The following is a 22804-nucleotide window of genomic DNA, read 5'->3' on the forward strand; positions in this document are numbered from 1 at the left end:
TTCTTGTTAAAGTAAATACTGAGAATTTTAGCAAGAGGGGTTAAAGCTATGTTTGAGATTTTTCTCTTCATAAATCCAATTGGCTTGTATTGTTACGATATTGAGAATAAAGTCAAAAAAGTAATTGATAATTTAGAAATAGATGACTGCTGCCACTTCATTCCACTTGCAAATGTGAATGTCATTCAGGACGATATGATTCGCCGTCGTATGATGGCACAAAAACTTGGCAGTTTTTCTTATTGCACTGTGGCTACCAACCGTGCATTAGAGGAATATCATGCAATCAAAATCGCATATGGCAATAAGAAAGCTCGTCGTTTTCTGCGGGAATTGCAGCAGAAGTTGAATGAAGAAGTAGCTTTTTGTCCGCTTGAATTGTCAGAAAAAGTAATTCAAAAGCTAAATTTAAATGTTGAAAAGATCAATCAATTGCGTTCTAGTGACTACGTCAAGGATTCAATTATACAAGATCGTAATTTGGCAGCTCAATGGAATATTAAGAAAACCCCGACAACGGTCATTTTTAATGAAAATGATGCTTCAGAAAGCGGAATCTTATTAGAAGGATTAATTAACGAAGATGAATTAGCTAATATCTTCAGACCTCAGCCTTATATTCAACCCAAAAATTCATTTACAGAATTATTTTCAGCCAACCATTTGCGTTTAATCTAGCGCGGTTGGCTTTTTTGTAGATAAAAACTGACAGCATCAATCTGTCCTGGTTTGCGCCATTTTTGAAAAATCTTTGCTGGCAAGTCTTCTAGAGTAAAATGATGATCATATAACTGGGCCGCAATTCTTAAGCCAAATTCAGTTTTGGTACGCATCTGCTGTCTCAAATATTCCTCCTGTTTTTGAGAATTAACAGTAAATTTTTTAAAAACAGGTTTAAAATGCCAAAATTTTTTGACGCCAAATTCATCTAAACTAAATCTAGCTTGTTGATAACGAAGTTTCCTAGTAACTGGTTCTTGCCAGATATTATATTTCAGGCACAATTGATTTTTCTGCGGGTCAACTTCCAAATAGTAGCAACCCCAGCGTTGACTTTCACGGAAAAAGATCAATTGCGTCTTTTTTATTCGCTGCTTCAAATAATGTCGGCTGCCAACAATCCACAAATCCAGTACATTAATTTTTTGATATAGTCGATGCCGCTTGTTAAATTCGGCATCAGACAGAGGCGCACACTGAACTTCAAGTGCGATTTTGCTTGACACAAGCACATCAGCTCTAAGCTGCCCATCAGCGAGCGGAATTTCTGTTTGCGCAGGAAAGCCTGCTGCTGTAAAGGCTGCTTTTAACAGCATTTTGGAATTATGATGCTCTTCTTTTTCACCTTGCCCGTCCTGATAGTGAATCCAATGTTTAAAAAATGCCGCCTTCGATTGGGAGACAATCAGTATCACCCTTTTTTGACAATGCGGACAACGATATTCGTCACTATTTAATTTTTTTATTTTCAGACGAACCAGCCCCTCCTCTTCTATGGCTAAAACAAGTTTTTCATTCAGCAATGCTGCATACAAATTAATCACCCATTTATTAAATACGAAAAAAAGAGCCAGAATTTTTCTGCTCTTTTTCTTCTTTAATAATTCTTAATTTTTAACGACTTTGTTGTTTAAAATAATGACGCAAATTGCCTAACGCATCTCGTTCAATAATGCATTTGCCTTCATCCTGCACCATTTTCATTTGATCATCAGTGATTTTAATGCCATATTCATTCGCAATTGCCCAAGCATCTGCTGGATTTAATTCAGTATAATCTTCATTTAAAAATAATAATTTGATGAAATAAGATCCTTTGAAGAAATAAAGGCTTGAAGCCAGATCACTGGCATGTAAACTGTCAGCCAATTCAACGGCTTCGCCTAAATCCTTGAATTGGTAGCAATGACTGCTTTGAAACTTCCAGTAGGCGTTTTTGGCCTGTGGTGAGACAAAACTGTCATTTTCAACGCTTACGGGATCAACTTCTGTTTTCGCATCATCATCAGGATTTAAATCAAAGAAGCTTCTTCTAAGCTCATCATGATTTTCACTTGTTTCAGGTTGCAGATTATTGTCCCCGAGCATTTTTTGTAAATTGTTGTTATTTGCGTTTTTGACTTTGCTGATTAACAAATCTAATCCACTATTATTAGGCATTATTTGAAAAGAAACAGGCGTATCTTTAGCAAAAGTGTGATCGGTATCAACTTCTGACAAAATTGAATAGAAGAAATGCTGAATTATTTCTTTATTGCCTAGCAAATCTAAAACTTTTAAACCGCGTGCGGCAAGTTCTTCCTTATCAATTCGAACACGAATTGTATTTTCATCAATATGTTCAACTTGCATTTAATTCACCTCCGGTTCTTCGTTAGTTATATAGTACTATACTACAATATTTTTTAAATAAAACAAAAGCGTTAGTTAATCAAAACTAGCGCTTAAAAATTATAAATCAGCAATTTTTTGGGCTTCAGCTAGTTCTAAACGACGAACCTTACGAGGCAAGAAACGACGAATTTCATCTTCATTGTAACCAACTTGAAGTCGACGATCATCCATAATAATTGGTCTTCTTAATAAACTTGGATTCTTTTCTACCAAGTCAAGCAACTTATCAATAGATAAATCATCCAGATTAATTTTCAATTGTTGAAAGGCTCTTGAGCGAGTCGAAATAATTTCTTCAGTTCCATTTTCAGTCATGCGCAAGATTTGAAGAAGCTCACGTTTGGTTAATGGTTCAGAAAAAATATTTCTTTCCTTGTATGGAATGTTGTGCTTCTCAAGCCAAGCCTTTGCTTTACGACATGAAGTACAGCTAGGAGATACATATAAATCTACCATTTTTTTCACGCTCCTCAGAACAAATAATCGTATACGCTTTTTCGTGTTTTATTAAGTATAACACATTACTTTCTTTTTGTAAGTCACAATTAATTTATTTTTAACAAATTATGTTTAATCAATTGTATGTTCTAAGAATACCTGGATTTCGTGAAGAAAGTGTGAATTTTTATATAAGAGCAGCTTAAAAAAGGCTTAAAAAGGCTTAAAAAAGCATTCGAGTTTTATACTCGAATGCTTTTCGCTTTTTTATTTGTTAAGCTTTGCCATAAAGTCATTAACCAACTTTTCGTTATCTTCAGCAGTTTCTGAAACATAACATGCTTGGTTAGCTAATTCCTTAAGATCAGCAGTACTTAACTTTTTCATTAAGCTTCTGATTCTCAAGATTGAAGTTGCACTCATTGAATATTCATCAAGTCCCATTGAAAGCAAAATTGGGAACATGGTGTTATCACCAGCAGCTTCACCACACATACCACACCAAATACCATTTTCGTGGGCACTATCAATAGTGTGCTTAATCAAGCGTAATACTGATGGGTTGTATGGTTGGTACAAGTAAGAAACGTTATCGTTACCACGATCAGCAGCCATAGTGTATTGGATAAGGTCGTTAGTACCAATTGAGAAGAAATCAACTTCTTTAGCAAATTGATCAGCCAAAATAGCAGCAGCAGGAACTTCGATCATCATACCAACTTGTAAGTCGTCTCCGATCTTAACGCCCTTCTTGATCAATTTGTCCTTTTCTTCATTCAAAATACCTTTAGCTTGACGTAATTCTGCTAAGGTACCAATCATTGGGAACATAATACCCAACTTGCCGTAAGCAGATGCACGAAGCAAAGCTCTTAATTGCGTACGGAAAATGTTCTCGTTCTTAAGTGAAAGTCTAATAGCACGAACGCCTAAGAATGGGTTCATTTCTTGTGGCAAATCCCAGTAATCAAGGTGCTTGTCACCACCAATATCCATAGTTCTGATGATAACTTGCTTGCCCTTCATACCTTCGATAACAGCCTTGTAAGCTTCAAATTGGTTATCTTCGGTTGGGAAGTCCGAAGAATCCATGTACAAGAATTCAGTTCTGTACAAACCAACAGCTTCAGCGCCGTTTTCATGAACGCCAGGCATATCATTTGGAGTACCAATGTTGGCTGCAATAGTAAATTTCTTACCATCAGCAGTAACTGAAGGTTTATCCTTCAATTTAGCCCATTCAGCCTTTTGTTTAAGGAAGTCTTCACCTTTTTGCTTGTATTCAGCAACTTGGTCATCGCTTGGTTCAACGATTGCAACACCGTCTAAGCCATCAACGATCATGTTTTGACCATCCTTAATATCTTTGGTAATTGAACCAGTACCAACTACGGCTGGCAATTCCAATGAACGAGCCATGATTGCTGAGTGAGCGGTACGACCACCAACATCAGTAACAAAGCCCTTAACGTATTTCTTGTTAAGTTGTGCAGTATCACTTGGAGTCAAGTCATGAGCAACAACGATTACTTCGTGATCAATTGAAGCAGGGTTTGGTAACTTCTTACCAAGAAGGTGTGCCATGATACGCTTTGAAACATCACGTACATCGGCAGCACGTTCTTGCATATAAGGGTTATCAGTCATGCCCTCAAAAATCTTGATAAATTTTTGAGCAGTTTTGTCCAATGCAGCTTCAGCATTAATGCTGGAGTTCTTAATTTCAGTTTCAATAGCACCAGTGAATTCTGGGTCATTCAAAATCATTAAGTGAGCTTCAAAAACTTGAGCTCCTTCTTCACCCAAACTCTTCTTAGCTACATCACGGATTTTTTCCACTTCAGCAGTTGAATCAGAAACAGCCTTCTTGTAACGACTTATTTCTGAATCAACATCATTAATTGAATGTTTAGCGAATGAAAGATCAGGCTCAACAAGAAGATAAGCTGGAGCAACAGCAATACCGTCACTTGCAGCAATTCCTTTTAAAGTCTTGGTCATTATTCAGCTAAACCTTCCTTTTTCATAGTATCTGCAATTGCGTCTAATGCGTCTTTTTCATCGTTACCTTCAGCAGTGATAGTAACATCAGCGTTTTGACCAACACCAAGTGACATAACACCCATGATTGACTTTAAGTTTACAGACTTGCCGTTGTATTCCAAGTTAATGTCTGAACCAAACTTTGAAGCAGTTTGTACCAACAAAGTAGCTGGACGTGCGTGAATACCAGTTTCTGCAATAATGTGAAAATCGCGTTTTTCCATTTTGAATATCTCCTTTAATTTTAAACAAATTAATCGGTAATAAATACCCATCCGCATAATAGGTTATCATTTTTTCGCCGTTGACACAACAATTATGTAACAGTTTACATTATTTAGTCATCGCTCTTGTTGGCGGTATATATAATTGTACCGCCTCTTTCAGCACGACCAGTAATATTTTGTCTTTTTCCATAGTTGCGCAATGCTTCTTGAAAGTCGAAAGCATCTTTTGGCTCTACTTTATATTCTTTCAATTCGCCACTGACTATTTGATCAAGAATCTTTTGATAATCCATTTACATCACCGCTCTCAATCTTGAGTTTATAATTTCCGCCCTTTTTATTCTACTTCATTCAAAATGACTAATGCAATAATCCTATTTTCAGGTAAAAATCACTTTCTTCATTAATAAGGTATATTTATCTTTTTTTAATATTCGATTGCAATGCTTAGCACTTGACTTTAAAGAGTGCTAATTTTAAAATTTGTGTATGTTTAAAGCGAAAGGCGGTAATATTATTGATTTGTCAAAACTGTCACAAGCGGCCAGCCTCCATCCATCTTTATGCAAAGGTAAATGGACAGAGCCGTGAAATTGATTTATGTCAACACTGTTATCAAGAATTAAGAAATGAACAAAGAAATTTAAGTAATTTAGGTAATATCAATATGAATAACTATAATAATGGATTCTTTGGCGACTTTGATGACCTATTCAATGCCATTAATGGCAATAACTCAAATGCCGCAAACAATAATAATATGAATAATCAAGGGCCCGAAATGCAAATGGGCGGTGGAAATGGCGGAAACGGTGGTCGTTCTCTGCTTGATCAATATGGTACTGATCTTACTGCCCTTGCTAAAAAAGGAAAAATTGACCCAGTAATCGGACGTGATCAAGAAATTTCACGTGTTATTGAGATTTTAAACAGAAGAACCAAAAACAACCCTGTTTTAATTGGTGAAGCCGGTGTCGGTAAGACCGCTGTTGTTGAAGGATTAGCTCAACAAATTGTTGATGGTTCCGTCCCTGCTAAATTGCAAGATAAGAAAATTATTTCATTAAATGTTGTTTCATTGGTACAAGGAACTGGCTTTCGTGGCCAATTCGAACAAAGAATGGAACAATTAATTAAAGAATTGCAATCTAGAAAAGATGTTATTCTCTTCATTGATGAAATTCATGAAATCGTTGGTGCAGGTAATGCTGAAGGCGGAATGGATGCCGGCAACATTATTAAGCCAGCTTTAGCTCGTGGCGAGCTACAATTAGTTGGTGCAACTACGATTAAAGAATACCGTGAAATTGAAAAGGATTCTGCTTTGGCACGTCGTTTCCAACCTGTAGAAGTTAAAGAGCCTTCAATTGATGAAACGATCAGAATCTTAAAAGGCATTCAAAAGCGCTACGAAGATTATCACCACGTTAAATATACCGATAAGGCCATTGAAGCAGCTACCAAGCTTTCTGCTCGCTACATTCAAGACCGTTTCTTGCCAGACAAAGCCATTGACCTTCTTGATGAAGCTGGTTCAAGAATGAATTTGACTATTCCTTACATTGATCAAGATAAGATGAAGGAAAGAATTAAAGTAGCAGAAGAATTAAAGCAAGAAGCTTTAAAGAATGAAGATTATGAAAAGGCTGCCTACTACCGCGATCAAATCGAAAAGTATGACAAGATGAAGGATCAAAAGGTTGACCCTGATAAAGCTCCTATCATTACTGATAAGATCATGGACAAGATTGTTGAGGAAAAGACTAACATTCCAGTTGGCGATATTCAAAAGCAAGAAGAAAACCAATTGAAAAACTTGGCCAGTGATTTGAAGAGTAAAGTTATCGGACAAGACGAGGCCGTTGATCAAGTTGCTCGGGCAATTCGTCGTAACAGAATTGGTTTCAACAAGTCCGGCAGACCAATCGGATCCTTCCTCTTCGTAGGGCCTACTGGTGTTGGGAAGACTGAACTTGCCAAACAACTTGCTAAGCAAATGTTTGGTTCTGAAGATGCGATGATTCGTTTCGACATGTCCGAATACATGGAACAATATTCAGTTTCTAAATTGATCGGTTCAGCTCCTGGTTATGTAGGCTACGAAGAAGCTGGTCAATTAACTGAACAAGTTCGACACAATCCATATAGCTTGATTTTGCTTGATGAAATTGAAAAGGCAAATCCTGATGTCATGAACCTCTTCTTGCAAATTCTTGACGATGGTCGTTTAACCGACTCACAAGGCAGAACTGTTTCCTTTAAAGATACAATCATCATCATGACCTCTAATGCTGGTCAAGGAATCAGTAATGCCAGTGTTGGTTTTGCTGCTGAAAACAGTGATGAAGATCAAGATTCTGCGAGAAGCGCAATGACGCAATACTTCAAGCCAGAGTTTTTGAACCGGCTTGATGATGTCATTGAATTTAATAAATTAACTAAGAAGGACTTGATTAAAATCGTCAACTTGATGCTCAACAACACCAACAACATGGTTAAGGATCAAGGCTTGCATATCGATGTCACTGACAAGGCAAAGGAAAAGCTTGTTGACGATGGCTTCAATCCTGCTATGGGTGCTCGTCCGCTTCGCAGAACCATCCAAGAAGAAATCGAAGATAATGTCGCCGACTTCAAGCTTGATCATCCAAGCAGCAAGAATCTTTTGGCAGATGTCAAAGACAACAAGATTGTTATCAGTGATGAAGATCAAGCTGCCGAAGATAAGTAAAAAGGCACTTTAACGCGTAAAAAGTGTCTGGGAAAAAACTAATTTCCAGGCCATGAAAAAAGCGATGAACTTCATAAGAAGTCATCGCTCTTTTTGTATACTTTAAACCCATTCCTTGATATTATTTAATCACCACAAAAAACAATAGAAAGTGGGCTTAAACATGTACCAAAATTATATCACAGGACAAACTACTTTATCATTAAATTTAGATTTTTCTATCCCTGCAAATCACATTGCCAGTGTTATCAGTGAATTCGTTGATTCTATTCCTAACGAAGTTATCTTAGAAACCGCTTCTAATACAGGCAGACCTGCATATCACCCGGCAATGATGCTTAAGATTTTACTCTTTGCTTATTCTAGAAGAGTTTTTTCAGGCAGAAAAATTGAAAGAATGCTAGAAGAGAATCTGCCCATGATGATTTTGGCTGACAATAGAAAGATTTCTTATCACACGATCAATAATTTCAGATCAAGCGACCATGCCAATAAGGTAATTAAGCAGTGCTTTGTCTACTTTACTTCATTATTAGAAGATGAGGGATTAATCCGTGAAAATGCAGTTTTTATCGATGGCACTAAGATTGAAGCAGACGCCAACAGGTACACTTTTGTCTGGCGAAAAGCTATTGAGAAGTATCATGCCAAGTTAAAGGAAGACGTGTCTGCTTTATATGAAGAACTGATCAATAAAGAAGTAGTCAAAGCCATGGCCGAAGAAGAAGCCCAAACTAGTCAAGGCTTAGAGATTCTGGCTCAAGAAACGGAAAAAGAAGTTGAGAAACTGACCGAGAAAATTGATCGAGAACCTAAAGCCATTCCAGGCGGATCAAAAAATAAGGCCAAGCGCCGTGAATTAAAGAAGATCGCACATAAACTCAGAAAAGATTTTATTCCGCGTGCTAAAAAGTACGAAGAAGCTGAAGAGATCTTTGCTGGCCGTAACAGCTACTCTAAAACAGATCATGATGCCACCTTCATGCATATGAAAGAAGATCATATGAAAAACGGGCAGCTAAAGCCAGGCTACAATATTCAGGCAGCGACTACTAATCAATATGTAGTTGATTTTGCCCTGTTTCCTAATCCGACTGACTTTAGAACATTCGAACCATTTCTAGACCAGATGAAGTCCAGAGGAATTCTCGATAAGTTTCAAAATATTGTGGCCGATGCGGGCTATGGCAGTGAATACAATTACTCGATTCTGGAAGAGAATTATTCAGATAAGAACTATCAGATTCCGTATACCCAATACGAAAAAGAACAAACGCGAAAATATAAGAAAGATCCATCAAAGGTCGACAACTGGTACTATAACGAAGAAGAAGACTATTACGTAGATAAATCAGGCGTCCGCTTCAACTTCAAATATTATAGTCAAAGAAAAGATCGATCTACTGGCATGGTCAGAAACTTCAAAATTTATGAAGCTGATGAGTTCCAGCTAACTGAAGAACTGACCCAATTGGCTAAAACCAAAACAGGCCGGCAAAGACAGATTCACTACAATCCTAACTGGCAGTATTTAAAAGAAAAAGCAAAAGAGACTCTTCAAAGCGAAGAAGGCAAACGCATCTATGGCTGTCGCAAGTCAGATGTGGAGCCAATTTTTGGGCACATGAAGAGTGTATTTGGTATGCGCAGAACGCATTTAAGAGGCAAAAAGAAAGTCGAAACGGATGTCGGTATCATGTTCATGACGATGAATCTGAAAAAATATGGAGCCAAGAAGAAGGTAAAGCCTTCGAATTTTCATTTCAAAAACAAAAAACACAGGAATTCACTAAAAATAATGAATTTCTGTGTTTTTATATCCGGGCTAAAAATCGAGTTTCTTCCCAGACACTTTTTTCATGTATTTTTGTAAATAAAGTATCAAAATTAGTTTATACTATAAATGATGAAAGTTTGAACAGAAACGGGTGAAATCCATGCATTTAATAGATGTAACCAACAGTTATGCAGAATTAGTTCACAGTCAGCTTAATACTACTGATGCAATTTATGTAAAGGTTTACTCTTTAGGAAATACTTTGGTTATCTACACAGAGAGCCAAGATTCAATCGGTATTGCTTTGGAAAACCACGATCGTCGCATCCTTGAAAAAGAAGTTGAATTTGTGATCAATCGGTTAGTTAAAGACCCAAACGTCAGTTATACATTAACCGTAGACAACAGTCGGCATGTTATCGAAATTCATATCGATAAATAAATGCAAAAACCTGGAAGCTGAGCTTCCAGGTTTTTTCTTTCCTATAATTTTTCTGTTAGTTTAACATCTGGATATTTATCCTTAAAGAATCTTTCGGCAAATTCATTTTCAAACAGGAATAAAGGATTGCCATATCGGTCCTTAACTAGCAAATTACGCGTGTTAGACATTGATGGATCCAATTGATCCGGATCAATCCAACGAGCAACACGGTGACCAATACTTGTCATTTCAACTTCAGAATTATATTCATTTTGCATTCTGAATTTAAAAACTTCAAATTGCAATTGACCAACTGCCCCAAGAATATATTCATCCGTCTGATAATTACGATAAAGCTGAATTGTTCCTTCTTGAACCAGTTGATTCATCCCTTTGTGGAAAGATTTTTGCTTCATCACGTTTTTGGCAGTTACACGCATGAATAATTCAGGTGTAAATTCCGGCAATGGTGGATAAACAATTTTACGCTTTCCAGAATAAATACTATCGCCAATCTGGAAATTGCCAGTGTCATATAAACCAACAATATCACCAGCTACCGCATCACTAACTTGTACTCGTTCACTGGACATGAATTCAGTTGCGTTATTTAAGCGAATTGGCTTACCTGTTCTAGCTAAAGTTACATCCAAGCCCTTCTTAAACTCGCCGCTGCCGACACGAACAAAAGCAATTCGATCGCGGTGATGCGGATTCATATTAGCCTGTATCTTAAAGACGAAACCTGAAAACTGTGGATCATCAGGTTCTAATTCTTCATCCTCGTTTACCGTATGGCTCTCTGGAGCTGGAGCTAAGTTTACGAAACTGTTTAAGAAAGTTTCAACCCCAAAGTTAGTTAAAGCTGAGCCGAAGAAGACTGGCGTTTGATCGCCTAATGCAATCTTTTCACGATCGAACTTATTGCCAGCTTCCTTAATCAAATCAATTTCATCTAAAGTTTCTTGGAATTGCTGATCTTGACTTAATGGTTCGCTATCTGGCAATTTTCCATCTTTATCTAGGGCAATAAAACGATCGGCACCGTCCTTGTGATACAGCTCTACTCGGTTATTAGCGATATCATAAAGGCCCTTAAGTGTTTGTCCTGAGCCGATTGGCCAGTTCATTGCTACTCCTTCGATGCCAAGCAGATCTTCAAGTTCAGCGATCAAATCCAAAGGTGGTCGGCCATCACGATCGAGCTTGTTCATAAAGGTAAAAATTGGAATACCACGCTGTTTAACAACTTTAAACAGTTTTTTAGTCTGTGGCTCGATACCCTTAGCTGAGTCAATTACCATAACGGCAGCATCAACTGCCATCAAGGTCCGGTAGGTATCTTCAGAGAAGTCCTGGTGTCCTGGCGTATCCAAAATATTGATCCGCTTGCCTTGGTATTCAAATTGCATTACTGAACTAGTAACGGAAATCCCACGCTTCTTTTCAATTTCCATCCAGTCACTAGTAGCATAATTACCGGTCTTACGTGCCTTAACAGTACCGGCCTTTCTAATTACACCACCAAAGAGCAGCATTTGTTCGGTAATTGTTGTTTTACCGGCATCCGGGTGGGAAATAATCGCAAAAGTTCTTCTCTTCTTAACTTTATCTTCTAACTCTTTATCCATTAATCCTTATTGTCTTCTTCCTTTTGTTCACTCTGATCTGGAATAGTTAATAAAATCGTTAACAATCTTGAGCCCTTCATGCGCCCAGTTGTCAAAATCATTCCATTCTCCAATGTAATACTGAGCTTCTCACCTTTTGCAGGAATGACTCCTAGACGAGTAATTAAATAGCCTGCTACAGTGTCAACGTCAGTCATCTCAAGCTTAGTATCAAACTGCTCATTAAAATCATCCAGCGGCATCTTGCCATAAATGACGTACTTGTTAGTGCTTAATTTGTTAAACAAAATTTCAGCGTGATCAACTTCATCGTCAATGTCACCCACAATTTCTTCAATTAGGTCTTCGATCGTGGCTAAGCCCACTACCCCGCCATATTCATCCAGCAAAATTGCCAATTGGCGCTGGGTTTGCTGCATTTCGACCAGCAACTCGCCTAGCTCCGTAGTTTCAGGCGCAAACAACGGCTCATACATGACGTCTTGATAATCCAAATGATCAAAGCCTTTTCTTCTTGCTTCACGCAGCACCGTTCTAATATGAATTATCCCAATAACCTTATCTTTATCCTGTTGATAAACTGGGATTCGAGAGTACGGCTGTCGCAGAATTTCATCCAAGTTATCCCTAAAAGGAATCGTGGCATCAACCATAAATGCATCAGGACGAGGAACCATCACTTCACGAGCTGTTTTTGATTGGAAATTCATAATTCCTTCAAGCATTGAAAATTCAGTATCATTAATTTGATGATGATCATGCAGCTGCTCTACTTCTTTGGTTAAATGATCTTTATTATTTTCTCCCTTGTCACTAGAAAATTTACTCTTTAAGCGATCGAATAAATTTTCCGCTGCGGGGTCGCTACTCATAGTTTGCTCTCCTTCTTTAAAACTTGTCTTTAAATAATCATATTATAGCATAGCACAACCGTTAATATGCTAAAATAGCAATTAAGAAGCGAGGTTTATATTATGAAGAAAAGTCATGTTTTATTAGTATTCTTCTTTTTGCTGCTAATTCCATATATCTGCAGTCTGACAATCATCGGAATCGGCTACAACGCACTGGTTTTGCACTCAGGCGATTTATTCAGAAGTTTGATCGGTGCTTTTGTCGGTTCATTAGTTATGTTTGGGATTAAAGCCACGATTCAAAGACCGGTTGACTTATTAGCAATGCAAACCAACGATGGTTTGTTAAAACAGCTTTTACGTTTCTTCAGTATCCTCCGGCGCTACTTTTTACTAACTGCAAATGTCATTTTGGATTTTGTTCTCTGCTTTGGTGCAATGTCATTAGTAAGATATTACCTCACGCTTGATGATATCGTAGGCAATGCTACTGGCGTTGTTTTGCTAGTAATGTTTGTCTCCACCTGCTTAGGAGCCTACATTGAATACGACAATTTATCGATTGATCCGCAACAACATTAAAGATAATAAAAAGGTCTAGCCCGCAAGAGCTAGACTTTTATTTTGCGGATAAATACCAGAATTGCTTTAATTTTTTGCTATCTAAATTAAGATCTTGAACAAGATATGGCGTATCGCTGTCGCCAGGGTTTTGGAAAACGGAAATATTTTCTTTCATCAGCTTCTTAAAGAAAGTTTCTACAAGATAGTGTGCTGGCAAACTGAAATAATTCAGTTGGGCATCGCTTTCTTCCTCTGCAATTTCACCTTTAGGCAAAACATACTTCATCATGCTTTTTGGAGTTTCAATGTCTTTATTGGTGACGATTCCATACCAATACATGAAGCTTTCCGGTCCAAAAACAAACATGCTGGAGCGCTGATTTTCAAAGCCATTCTCTTTTAGAAACTTTTGAAAATCCTCATCGTTTTCCATTTGCATGTTAACTTTGCCAAAAGTTTTTTGATCATCCATCATTGTATAAGGAAAAGGACGACCAATAAAAGTTAAACTCTCAATCTCTTTTTTTGCCATTTTTTCTCCTTAATATTCTGCTAATTCGTCTAAATCAATAACTTCACCATTTAAGAAGGCATCGATTTCGCCACTACAAAAGCCATGACTGAACAGATAACGTTTTATCTTAAACTTGCGTTCTTGCTCATCAAAACGACGGAATTTTTTATAGGCCTTAATCCCTTGCTTCTTTAATGCTTCATCTTGCTCTTCTTCACTAGGCTTCAAATCCAATCGATCAATCACGCCTGCTGCCAAATCAGCATTAAAGCCATGACTAATTAGCTTAGTTTTAATTTTAAGCTCTAATTCTCGCTCAGACAATTTTCCCACCTGATGTCGCATTGATTTCACAACACGCTCAGCTATTTCAAGCCAATCTTCTTCAGCAACCTTATCAAGCTGGTTTTGAACTATTTCTGGATCCACGCCTTTTTGTGCCAATTTTCGTTTTAAAGATTTTGGCCCATCTGAACCAACCTGCAGATTATTTTTCAAAAACAAAGCTACATACTGCTGATCATCCAAATAGCCCAATTCAGTTAATTCTGCAACTGCATTGGAAGCAGCTTCATTTGAAATTTCGTGTTTGGCTAAATACTGCAGAACTTCATAAACGGTTCGCGGCTCATAGCTCAAAAAACGAACCGCCAGATCACTGGCCTTGGCATCAGCATCAAACTGCTTTACTTTTTCAACTTGTGAATCGCTCAGTTCCTTGCCCTTGAGTAAAACAAACTCGGCTAATGTCTTCTCACTAGCTGAAAAAGCATACTTGCCATCTAAAAAAATATTATAGCGTCCCGGTCTTCTTTGAACGCTAACTTTAGTGATTATCGCCATTTTGTCAGCCTTTCTACTTCTTTTTCCGCCTTTAATCTTAGCAGAAAACAATATTTCTTGCTAAGAACTTTTTTCAGGGAGTAAAATAGTAGTCAAACCAAATTATTAATAATTTATTGTAGAAAGAATTAGCAATGCGCAAAAATTTCAGAAAAAATAAAAAACAAGAAAAAGAAAAAGACGTTATCATTACCATAAAACGCCTAGGAATCAATGGTGAAGGAATTGGGTACTACCGCAAGAAAATTATCTTTATTCCCGGAGCCTTGCCAAACGAAGTTGTTGTAGCAAAAATCGTTAAAGAATATCCTCATTATATCCAAGGCGAACTCGTACGGGTCAAAGAGAAAAGTCCAGATCGGGTTGACTTTCCTAAAGACGTTGATCCAGAAATCGGTGGCCTAGAATTAGCTCATCTTAGTTATGCCAAGCAATTAGAGTTCAAAAAAGCGAATGTAATTGAGGCTTTGCGAAAATTTCACCCTCGCAATTACGACAAGTATAAGGTTAAGAACACGATTCCAGCTCCTGATCAATGGCATTATCGTGCTAAAGCTTCATATCAAATTGAACGCGACCATGGCAAGAACAAATTGGGCTTATACGCTCCCAACTCACATCGTTTAATCGATTTGCCCGTTATGCCTACCCAAAGTGAGGGTACGCAAAAAACGGAACGCGACATTAAGCATTTGATTGAGAAAAACCACGTCTTCATAGCTGACCGACGCAAGCATTTAGATGGCATCAAGACAATTGTCGTCCGTCAATCCGAAGCTACTAAAGAAATTCAAGTAACTTTAATTACAGTTGGCCATAAGATCAAGAATCTAATGAACTTAGCAAAAGAGATTATGAATCTGCCTAATGTGGTCAGTGTCTATCAAAATGAAACCGATTGGCGCAATCCACAAGTGTGGGGTAATAAAACGGAGAAGCTTTTGGGCAAAAATCAAATTACTGAAGTCATTTTAGGTAAAAAATTCGAATTGTCACCAAGAGCATTTTTCCAATTAAATCCTGTGCAAACAGAAACTCTTTATTCCGAAGCATTAAAATTCTTGGATCTCACTCCTGATCAAACTTTAATTGATGCTTATAGTGGAGTCGGTACATTGGGAATCTTGGCTGCTGATCAGGTCAAACAAGTAGTTGGCATCGAAACTATCCCAGAGGCTGTAGAAGATGCTAAGCACAACGTGCAAATCAACCACATCAAAAATGCTGATTATTTCCAAGGCAGCGTTGAAAAAGTTCTGCCTGAACTGCAAAAAGGTGGTTTGCCAATCGATGCTTTGATCGTGGATCCACCAAGAACTGGCCTGGCTAAAAGCTTAATCAAGACTTTATTACGCGTTAAGCCACAAACTTTCGTCTACATTTCCTGCAACCCATCAACTTTAGCGCAAGATTTAATTCTTTTGACTGAATCTTATGATGTTCGCTTAATCGAAAACGTAGACATGCTGCCACAAACGCCTCGCTGCGAATGTGTTGTTAAATTGGTTCTTAGAAAATAAAACAAATAAAAAAACGATTGTCGGGCTTTTCGTCTTTTGGCAATCGTTTTTTTAATGCAGTGGACGAGGTAAACTCATCAATTGATAGTCACGATTTTTCTAATGTTTATTAAGCGTATAAACATTGGCTGGTCGCGACCTACATTAACGTTCACTTGTTCGGGTCATTACGTAAAACACGTAACTTTTATAAATTGGAATCATCGCGTCTCACCATTGAACAGATCTGTAAATCTATAATAGCTTGACTCCTCTCTATAATTAGAGATTTTTCCAACAATAATACAATTCTTTCTGGAGATAAAAACTTACTTATATTGTTAAACTTTATTTCTACCTCTTCCACGCTTTTATTATACCGCAAATGTAAACGTTTACAAGCTATTTAACATATTTAGCAAGAAACTTTTTAACGTGTTCATAATAGGCCTTAGGATGCGTAACAAAAGATTTTGCATGCTTAGCTCCTGGAACCACCCATAATTCTTTAGGGCCGTTGCTTGCTTTGTAATTTGCATAAACCATTTTCGTCGGTACAAAAGTATCTTTATTTCCGTGGATAAATAAAGTCGGAAGCTTATTTTTCTTCAACTGATTGACTGAGGAAGCATCCCCCATAAAGTAGCCAACTTTTATTCGGTTGATCCCACTCAGAATTTCAACTAATGGAAAACGCGGAACTGCCGGCATGCTATATAAGTCCTGAGCTTCGTGCTCAATCTCAGCCTTAACATTGCTGTAGCCACAGTCTTCAATAATTGCTTTTACTTGATGCGGCAGTTTTTCACCAGCAGTCATCATTGCAGTAGCACCACCCATGCTGACGCCAAAAATTACAATTTGCTTGGCTCTCGTCTTTTTGATGATCTTCTTAATCCACTTTTTAACGTCCGCCTTTTCAACCCAGCCATAGCCGATATACTTGCCTTGACTCTGACCATGTGCACGAGCATCTGGCTGCAATGTATTATAGCCTAACTTATGAAAAAGAGCAGCGTAAGAGCCGACTGTATCCTTATTATTCATATAGCCATGCAAAATAATTACTGTCTTTTTTGACTTGCCATCGGGAATATAATTAGCATCCAAACGATAATTGCCACCAGCCGACTGCATATACCATTTTTGCTTTTTAGCTGCGGCATACCATTTCTTCTCTTTATATAATGGATCTGTCTTTTTAATCTGGGTCGTATTCGCAGCAATAAAACTTTTTTGACCAGGAACACAGGCAACCTTGAAAAAATAAAAACCTGCCCCAACTAGTGCAAGACAAATTACTGTTATAATAGTAGCAATTGAAAGCCAAATCTTTTTGTGCTTCATAACTATCCTCTTTAATTCTATTCAATACTTAATATCAACAAGTATAGCACTTAGCATTTCGTATAGAAAAGAACAATTATGACCTTTAGCAACTTTCTAGAATTAATTGATAATTTGAATGAAAATCTCCATTTTTATATAAGAATCGAGCAACAAACTTTTCCTTTAAGCAAAATAACTGTCGCTCATAATGAATTCTTGGCAAATCCAGGCAAACGTAGCATGACCAAGAAGCAAATCGTGCAGCTCTTTTGTAAGATGCATCAACGCGGACTCACTTTACGAATTGACAATGACGGACAAAAACTACCCGTTTATGGCTTGCAAATTTCAATTGAAAAAGGAACTGCTACTTTAATGTGAAACCGCTTTTATAGAATGATACAATGAACATGCTAGAACTATTTAGAAAGTAGGCATGTTTTGGAAAATAATAAACAACAGAAAAATATAACGATCTTTAGTTTAGTTCTAATGATCATTACGACCGTTTACGGTTTCGGAAATGTTTCTGTTTCTTATGAGCAGATGACCTATGCCGGAATTATTTGGTTTGTCTTAGCTGGCATTTGCTTCTTCTTCCCGGCTGGTTTAATGATGGCGGAATATGGTTCTGCTTTTCACGACGCTCAAGGTGGCATTTATTCATGGTTAGCCGGTTCAATCGGAGAAAAATGGGCCTTTATCGGTATGGAAAAGACACTACACAAAGCTGGAGCATTTTTGGATTGCATGGAACTCAATTAATTGGCTTGCTAGCTATTTTATTCATGCTTTTATCTACCTATCTCTGCTCTCGCGGAATGACAGGTATTAAAATCATGTCTTCGATCGGTGGAATCTTTATGATCCTGATGAATGTCATTTTTATTCTGACCAGTATCTTGATCCTATGCCTTAATCGCGGACAATTAGCTGAACCGATTCACGGCATTCTAGTTTCATTGTTTCTCCTAACAAGAGTTTTCAAACACCGATTACAATTATCTCGTTCATCGTTTATGCTGTCTTTGCTTATGGCGGAATGGAAACGGTCGGCGGTGTGATCAACAATATGAAAAAACCAGAGAAAGAATTCCCACGTGGATTAGTCATCGGTCCATTGTTCACCATTATTTCTTATGTCTTGATGATCTTTATGACCGGCTTTTCAGTCAATTATCAACAAGATATTCTTCATGGAAATGCAAATACTGGTAACATCACCTATATTGTGTATGGTACTTTAGGTCGCAAATTAGGTCATGCGTTGAACCTTGACCCGCACGCATCATTAATCATCGGTCAAGTTTTCACCAGAGCTATTGCTTTATCCGGATTGATGGGCATGATGGGAGCCTTCTTCGTCTTGCTCTACTCACCTGTTAAGTCCTTCATCATGGGCTCAAACCCTAAATTGTGGCCTAAAGCCACAACCAAATTGAACAAACATGGCGTACCTGCAAATGCAATGTGGGCTCAAAGCATTTTCGTTTGTTTATTAATTGGTGTCGTCTCCTTTGGTGGCTCTGCTGCAGCCAGCTTCTATCAAGTTTTAACTGATATGGGCAATGTCGCAGCTACTGCACCTTATATTTTCTTGATTGGTGCTTTCCCATTCTTCTTAAAGAAGGACTACCCACGCAAATTCAGAAGTCTTCACCAATTACAAGTGGACTGTTGCGTTAGTTGTCTTTGTTGAAATTATTGTATGTACGGGAATTGTCTTCACGATCGTAGAGCCAATCCTTGAAGGAAATTACGCTACTGCATTCTGGACCGGCTTTGGTCCTGTCTTCTTTGCACTAATTGCTTGGATCTTCTATGAAGTTTCCAGAAGAAGAAATCATATTGATGAATAAAATAAAAAATTGCAGCTGCTTTAATTAGCAACTGCAATTTTTTGTCTTATTTTTTCTATTTCTGCTTGTAAATTCGAACATGGTTCTGCGTACGAGCAAAATACCAGTATCCAGCTTCATCATCGCTTACTAATTCTTGGCCATCTGCGGGCAATTCCAAGGCTTCATTGAAAATCTTTTCATATTCAGCGATGCTCAACTTGCTTCTGCGATCAAGCAAAGCCTGATCGCCTTCTGGATCCAATTGTCTTTGATAATTATCAATTACATTGCCAGAATAGAATTCAGCCATCGCACCAGACCCATATGAGAATAATCCAATTAATGCGTTGTGAGACAATTCAGCATTTTCAAGCAAACTAAGCAAACTCATATAAAGAGATGCTGTATAAATATTCCCCACTTGCATGCTAAATTGCTTAGAAGCATCAAAATTGGTCATTAATCTTTCAGCCGTTCTTTCATCTTGATCTTCAATGGCAATTCGGTTAGCTTTCAATCCCTGCTTAGTAAAAGGCAAATGATAAATAATAGCGGAAAAGTCTTGCGTATTCCAGCCCTTTTCTTCTTTATAAGCATCAAACGTCTTTTTAAAGAAATCCAAATAAACTTGCGTCGAATATTTGCCTTCAACTAAGGCGGTAGAATGATCATTTGGCCGCCAGAAGTCGTTAATATCTTGACTATATGCACTATGACCATCGTTTAAGGCTAAAATCTTAGGTTCACTCTTAATCAGCATCGAAATTGCACCGGCACCTTGGGTTACTTCTCCTGGAGTTTTAATCCCATAACGGGCAATATCACTGCCGATCACGATCGCAGTCTGCTCAGGGTGAACACGAACAAAGTCGCGCGCAATCATCAAGGCTGCTGTTAGACCAAAACAAGCTTCCTTAACTTCAAAAGTTCTTACTTCTGGCTTCATTTTAAGAGCAGTTTTAACAAATAAAGAAGCAGATTTTGATTGATCAACACTGCTTTCCGTTCCAAAAACAAGCAAACCAACTTTATCCTGCTCGATCTTGTTCCAATAACGCAAGGTGGCGTTAATTCCCATTGACACAGCATCTTGAGTTTGGTCGGCAACGCTCATTTTTCTTTGGCCAATTCCAATTAGATATTTATTGGGATCTTCATTTCTGGCATTTGCCAAATCTACCATGTCCACATACTTATTCGGCGTAAAAAAGCCAATTTTATCAATTCCTACTTGCATAAAACTTATTTTTCTCCTCTTACTTCTTTTAAAAAAACCTCTGCATCTTTCATTGAATATTTTTTTGCTTTGCGCATCAATTTCAGAACCTGCTTTTTTTCTTCGTCATTCGCCTTTAAAGTGGCAACAAGGTTACGTGCTTGCAATTTCATATGTCCCGCTTGAATACCACTGGTCGAAATTGCCAAAATTGCCGCCAAATTGTTCGCTAAACCAACACTGGCAATAATTTCGGCTAGAGTCTTAGTATCAACTTTACCCAAAATTCGATAAACCTGCTGAACATCTTCACGAGCCGAAATGGAGCCGCCTACCGTGCCAATTGCTAAAGGCAGAGTTACTTCTCCGCAGAGCTTGTTATCTGCAACGGTCCACTTTGACAAGCTGCGATATTGTCCATCCTGATTAGCTAGAACACCACAAGCCGCTTCAACGGCGCGATAGTCGTTGCCTGTTGCCAGCAGGACCGCATCAACGCCATTCATAATTCCTTTATTATTGGTCACAGCCCGATAAGGATTATCATGAGCAATCTGACTGAGCAAAGCAATTCTTTGGGCAACTTCAAGTCCACCAACGCTGGCTGGATCTAATGCGATTTTAGCCGTTGTCAATTGACTTGGATAATTGGATAAGATTGCAAACATTTTTTCATCAATGCCAGCATAGTTTTCTAGTTCAGCCGCCAAATATTCTAAAATCGAATTTGTTTTATTGGCACCCATCGCCTCTGCAGGATCAACCAATACTTTTAGATAAAGAAGGTCCTGCTTGACTTCGGCCTGGATTTTCTTTAGACCGCCGCCATGCTTAACCAAGGAGTTGAATTGCTGATTGGCTTTTTTAATCAAATCGGGGAAGGTTGTTTTTAGCATTTCTAAACTAAAGTGTTTATTAATCTTTAGAACGATTTGACCAAAAATCCCGTTCCGTTTGCTATCAGCTATGACGCCACCATTTTTAGCAAAAATACTCATGCCATGATTGGCAGCTGCAACCACAGATGGCTCCTCTGTTGCCATTGGTACCACATATTTTTGCTGATTGACAATTGCCTTTTGAACAAGGCCAACCGGCAAACGCAACTGGCCAATGACATTTTCACTTAATTTATCCAGCCGCGACAATACTGCATGATCAATTGCATCTAACTTGATGCCAGCAGCAAGCAGTTTTTCTCTTCTTTGTTCAGGACTAAGTTGATAAAATTTCATTATACGCGCTCGATTTCATAGGCAATTGCCTGTCCACCACCGATACATAGAGTGGCTAATGCCTTTTGCCCGTTTACCTTTTTTAAGTCGCTGATTGCCGTTGTAATTAGACGGGTTCCCGTTGCTCCCAAGGGATGGCCTAAGGCAATTGCTCCACCTAAGATATTCAGCTTATCAGCCGGGATATGCAAGTCGCGTTTAAGAGCGACAGCTTGTGCCGCAAAAGCCTCATTAACTTCAAAGGCATCATAGTCATTAATTTGTGTTTTAGCCTTTTTTAGCAATTTTTTAACGGCGAAATATGGCGTATAGCCCATTAAACTTGGATCAAATCCAGCTTCTGCGAAGTCTCCAAGTTTAGCAAGTGGCTTTAGACCTAATTGGTCGCATTTTTCTTTAGTAGCTAAAATCAACATGCTTGCGCCATCATTTAAAGGTGAAGCGTTGCCCGCTGTCACTTTGCCGCCTTCTTTAAATACGGTTTTCAGCTTAGCTAAGGCAGACATACTTGTATCCGGACGAATGCTCTCATCTTGAGCTAAAGTCTCGCCATTAAGCGTAATTGGCAATATTTCATCCGCAAACGCATTTTCTTCAACCGCCTTGACGGCTTTTCTATGAGATTCAACACTAAAACGGTCCATTTCTTCTTTAGAAATATGATACTTCTCAGCAACGTTTTCCGCCGTGACACCCATGTGTTGCCCGGAAAAAGCATCAATCAAAGCATCGGTAAACAGAGTATTTCTTAAATGACCGCTTGGATTTTCTTTATCTTTTTTGTCAAGTACATACGGTGCATTGGTCATGCTTTCAGCACCACCAACGGCTACCAAATCCAGATCGCCCATCATCATCTGTCCTTGAGCTAGACGAACTGCTTTTAAACTCGAGCCACAGACGTCATTAACAGTTGTTGCAACCGTAGATTCAGGCAAACCTGAATTAAGTGCTACTTGCCGCGCCATATTTTCGCCTAAACCGGCTGCTATGACGTTTCCCATGAAGACAGCTTCAACTTCAGCCGGATCCAGATCAATCGCTTTTAAAGTCCCTTTTAGGGCCATTACGCCGAGATCAACGGCAGTTTGATCTTTAAAAAAGCCCTTATAACGACCAAAAGGCGTTCTTTTGGCTGCAACAATATAAATATCTCTCATCTAAAATTATTTCCCCTTTAGCTGTTTTTATATATACCTCATATATTATAAATAAAACCAAGAAAAAACTCAGGCATGATTGTC

At 38.2% G+C, this 22804-nt stretch carries 21 protein-coding genes and 1 pseudogene; 8 read left to right on the plus strand and 14 right to left on the minus strand.

Going from position 1 to position 22804, the window contains the following annotated elements; genetic code table 11:
* The first annotated feature begins 48 nt into the window (after positions 1 to 48).
* Positions 49 to 678 carry a DsbA family protein gene (locus D0Z64_RS04925; protein ID WP_127345690.1) on the plus strand — a complete coding sequence of 210 codons (630 nt, stop codon included), beginning with the start codon at positions 49 to 51 and terminating at the stop codon, positions 676 to 678.
* Here the strand turns inward: D0Z64_RS04925 and D0Z64_RS04930 are convergent.
* The 6 genes from D0Z64_RS04930 to D0Z64_RS04955 all read right to left on the minus strand — a co-directional run bounded on the left by D0Z64_RS04930 (position 675) and on the right by D0Z64_RS04955 (position 5395).
* Entirely contained in the window at positions 675 to 1535 is an 861-nt protein-coding gene (locus D0Z64_RS04930; protein ID WP_127345691.1) for a competence protein CoiA family protein, read from the minus strand. The genes D0Z64_RS04925 and D0Z64_RS04930 overlap by 4 nt on opposite strands.
* 79 nt (positions 1536 to 1614) lie before the next feature.
* Complete coding sequence (locus D0Z64_RS04935) at positions 1615 to 2352, minus strand: adaptor protein MecA (protein WP_006352659.1); 738 nt, start codon at positions 2350 to 2352, stop codon at positions 1615 to 1617.
* A 99-nt stretch (positions 2353 to 2451) separates the two neighbouring features.
* Entirely contained in the window at positions 2452 to 2850 is a 399-nt protein-coding gene (gene spxA / locus D0Z64_RS04940) for a transcriptional regulator SpxA (protein ID WP_040457408.1), read from the minus strand.
* A 249-nt stretch (positions 2851 to 3099) separates the two neighbouring features.
* On the minus strand, positions 3100 to 4833 hold the full coding sequence (gene ptsP / locus D0Z64_RS04945; RefSeq protein ID WP_127345692.1) for a phosphoenolpyruvate--protein phosphotransferase: 1734 nt from the start codon (positions 4831 to 4833) through the stop codon (positions 3100 to 3102).
* On the minus strand, positions 4833 to 5099 hold the full coding sequence (locus D0Z64_RS04950) for a phosphocarrier protein HPr (protein ID WP_127345693.1): 267 nt from the start codon (positions 5097 to 5099) through the stop codon (positions 4833 to 4835). The genes ptsP and D0Z64_RS04950 overlap by 1 nt, the downstream gene beginning before the upstream one ends.
* A gap of 113 nt (positions 5100 to 5212) precedes the next feature.
* A complete protein-coding gene (locus D0Z64_RS04955) occupies positions 5213 to 5395 on the minus strand; it encodes a hypothetical protein (RefSeq protein WP_006352663.1) in 183 nt (60 codons plus the stop codon).
* 224 nt (positions 5396 to 5619) lie between these two features.
* Between D0Z64_RS04955 and D0Z64_RS04960 the strand changes: the two genes are divergently transcribed.
* From D0Z64_RS04960 to D0Z64_RS04970, 3 genes are all read left to right on the plus strand, one after another.
* A complete protein-coding gene (locus D0Z64_RS04960; protein WP_127345694.1) occupies positions 5620 to 7833 on the plus strand; it encodes an ATP-dependent Clp protease ATP-binding subunit in 2214 nt (737 codons plus the stop codon).
* A gap of 163 nt (positions 7834 to 7996) precedes the next feature.
* A complete protein-coding gene (locus D0Z64_RS04965; protein WP_127345695.1) occupies positions 7997 to 9706 on the plus strand; it encodes an IS1182 family transposase in 1710 nt (569 codons plus the stop codon).
* A gap of 64 nt (positions 9707 to 9770) precedes the next feature.
* Positions 9771 to 10052: a DUF1827 family protein gene (locus D0Z64_RS04970; RefSeq protein WP_080881590.1), complete on the plus strand. Its 282-nt coding sequence runs from the start codon at positions 9771 to 9773 to the stop codon at positions 10050 to 10052.
* A gap of 41 nt (positions 10053 to 10093) precedes the next feature.
* On the opposite strand, the gene D0Z64_RS04975 is transcribed toward D0Z64_RS04970, so the two are convergent.
* Both D0Z64_RS04975 and D0Z64_RS04980 read right to left on the minus strand, forming a co-directional pair.
* A complete protein-coding gene (locus D0Z64_RS04975) occupies positions 10094 to 11665 on the minus strand; it encodes a peptide chain release factor 3 (RefSeq protein WP_127345696.1) in 1572 nt (523 codons plus the stop codon).
* Complete coding sequence (locus tag D0Z64_RS04980; RefSeq protein WP_127345697.1) at positions 11665 to 12537, minus strand: hemolysin family protein; 873 nt, start codon at positions 12535 to 12537, stop codon at positions 11665 to 11667. Before D0Z64_RS04980 ends, D0Z64_RS04975 begins: the two co-directional genes overlap by 1 nt.
* Positions 12538 to 12639: 102 nt before the next feature.
* On the opposite strand from D0Z64_RS04980, the gene D0Z64_RS04985 reads away from it, so the two are divergent.
* On the plus strand, positions 12640 to 13101 hold the full coding sequence (locus D0Z64_RS04985) for a hypothetical protein (RefSeq protein WP_127345698.1): 462 nt from the start codon (positions 12640 to 12642) through the stop codon (positions 13099 to 13101).
* A 37-nt stretch (positions 13102 to 13138) separates the two neighbouring features.
* On the opposite strand, the gene D0Z64_RS04990 is transcribed toward D0Z64_RS04985, so the two are convergent.
* Both D0Z64_RS04990 and recX read right to left on the minus strand, forming a co-directional pair.
* A complete protein-coding gene (locus tag D0Z64_RS04990) occupies positions 13139 to 13615 on the minus strand; it encodes a hypothetical protein (protein ID WP_080881593.1) in 477 nt (158 codons plus the stop codon).
* A 9-nt stretch (positions 13616 to 13624) separates the two neighbouring features.
* Positions 13625 to 14440 carry a recombination regulator RecX gene (gene recX / locus D0Z64_RS04995; protein WP_040457413.1) on the minus strand — a complete coding sequence of 272 codons (816 nt, stop codon included), beginning with the start codon at positions 14438 to 14440 and terminating at the stop codon, positions 13625 to 13627.
* Between the two features lie 134 nt (positions 14441 to 14574).
* Here recX and rlmD point away from each other — a divergent pair, with 134 nt between their 5' ends.
* Positions 14575 to 15960 carry a 23S rRNA (uracil(1939)-C(5))-methyltransferase RlmD gene (rlmD, locus tag D0Z64_RS05000; protein ID WP_006352671.1) on the plus strand — a complete coding sequence of 462 codons (1386 nt, stop codon included), beginning with the start codon at positions 14575 to 14577 and terminating at the stop codon, positions 15958 to 15960.
* Positions 15961 to 16341: 381 nt separating this feature from the next.
* Here the strand turns inward: rlmD and D0Z64_RS05005 are convergent, their stop codons facing one another.
* The gene (locus D0Z64_RS05005) at positions 16342 to 17292 is read right to left on the minus strand and encodes an alpha/beta hydrolase (RefSeq protein WP_040457415.1); all 951 of its coding nucleotides are present in this window, start codon (positions 17290 to 17292) and stop codon (positions 16342 to 16344) included.
* A 72-nt stretch (positions 17293 to 17364) separates the two neighbouring features.
* Between D0Z64_RS05005 and D0Z64_RS05010 the strand changes: the two genes are divergently transcribed.
* Positions 17365 to 17649, plus strand: a complete 285-nt coding sequence (locus D0Z64_RS05010) for a hypothetical protein (protein WP_127345699.1) — start codon at positions 17365 to 17367, stop codon at positions 17647 to 17649.
* Between the two features lie 111 nt (positions 17650 to 17760).
* Positions 17761 to 19127, plus strand: a pseudogene (gene yjeM / locus D0Z64_RS05015) (glutamate/gamma-aminobutyrate family transporter YjeM).
* Between the two features lie 55 nt (positions 19128 to 19182).
* Here the strand turns inward: yjeM and D0Z64_RS05020 are convergent.
* The 3 genes from D0Z64_RS05020 to D0Z64_RS05030 are packed head-to-tail and all read right to left on the minus strand — an operon-like array spanning position 19183 to position 22720.
* Positions 19183 to 20346, minus strand: a complete 1164-nt coding sequence (locus D0Z64_RS05020; protein WP_006352676.1) for a hydroxymethylglutaryl-CoA synthase — start codon at positions 20344 to 20346, stop codon at positions 19183 to 19185.
* A 5-nt stretch (positions 20347 to 20351) separates the two neighbouring features.
* On the minus strand, positions 20352 to 21560 hold the full coding sequence (locus D0Z64_RS05025) for a hydroxymethylglutaryl-CoA reductase, degradative (protein ID WP_127345700.1): 1209 nt from the start codon (positions 21558 to 21560) through the stop codon (positions 20352 to 20354).
* Positions 21560 to 22720: a thiolase family protein gene (locus D0Z64_RS05030; protein ID WP_127345701.1), complete on the minus strand. Its 1161-nt coding sequence runs from the start codon at positions 22718 to 22720 to the stop codon at positions 21560 to 21562. Before D0Z64_RS05030 ends, D0Z64_RS05025 begins: the two co-directional genes overlap by 1 nt.
* Positions 22721 to 22804 lie beyond the last annotated feature (84 nt).

Source organism: Lactobacillus amylolyticus (assembly GCF_003999355.1).
Taxonomy (GTDB): Bacteria; Bacillota; Bacilli; order Lactobacillales; family Lactobacillaceae; genus Lactobacillus; species Lactobacillus amylolyticus.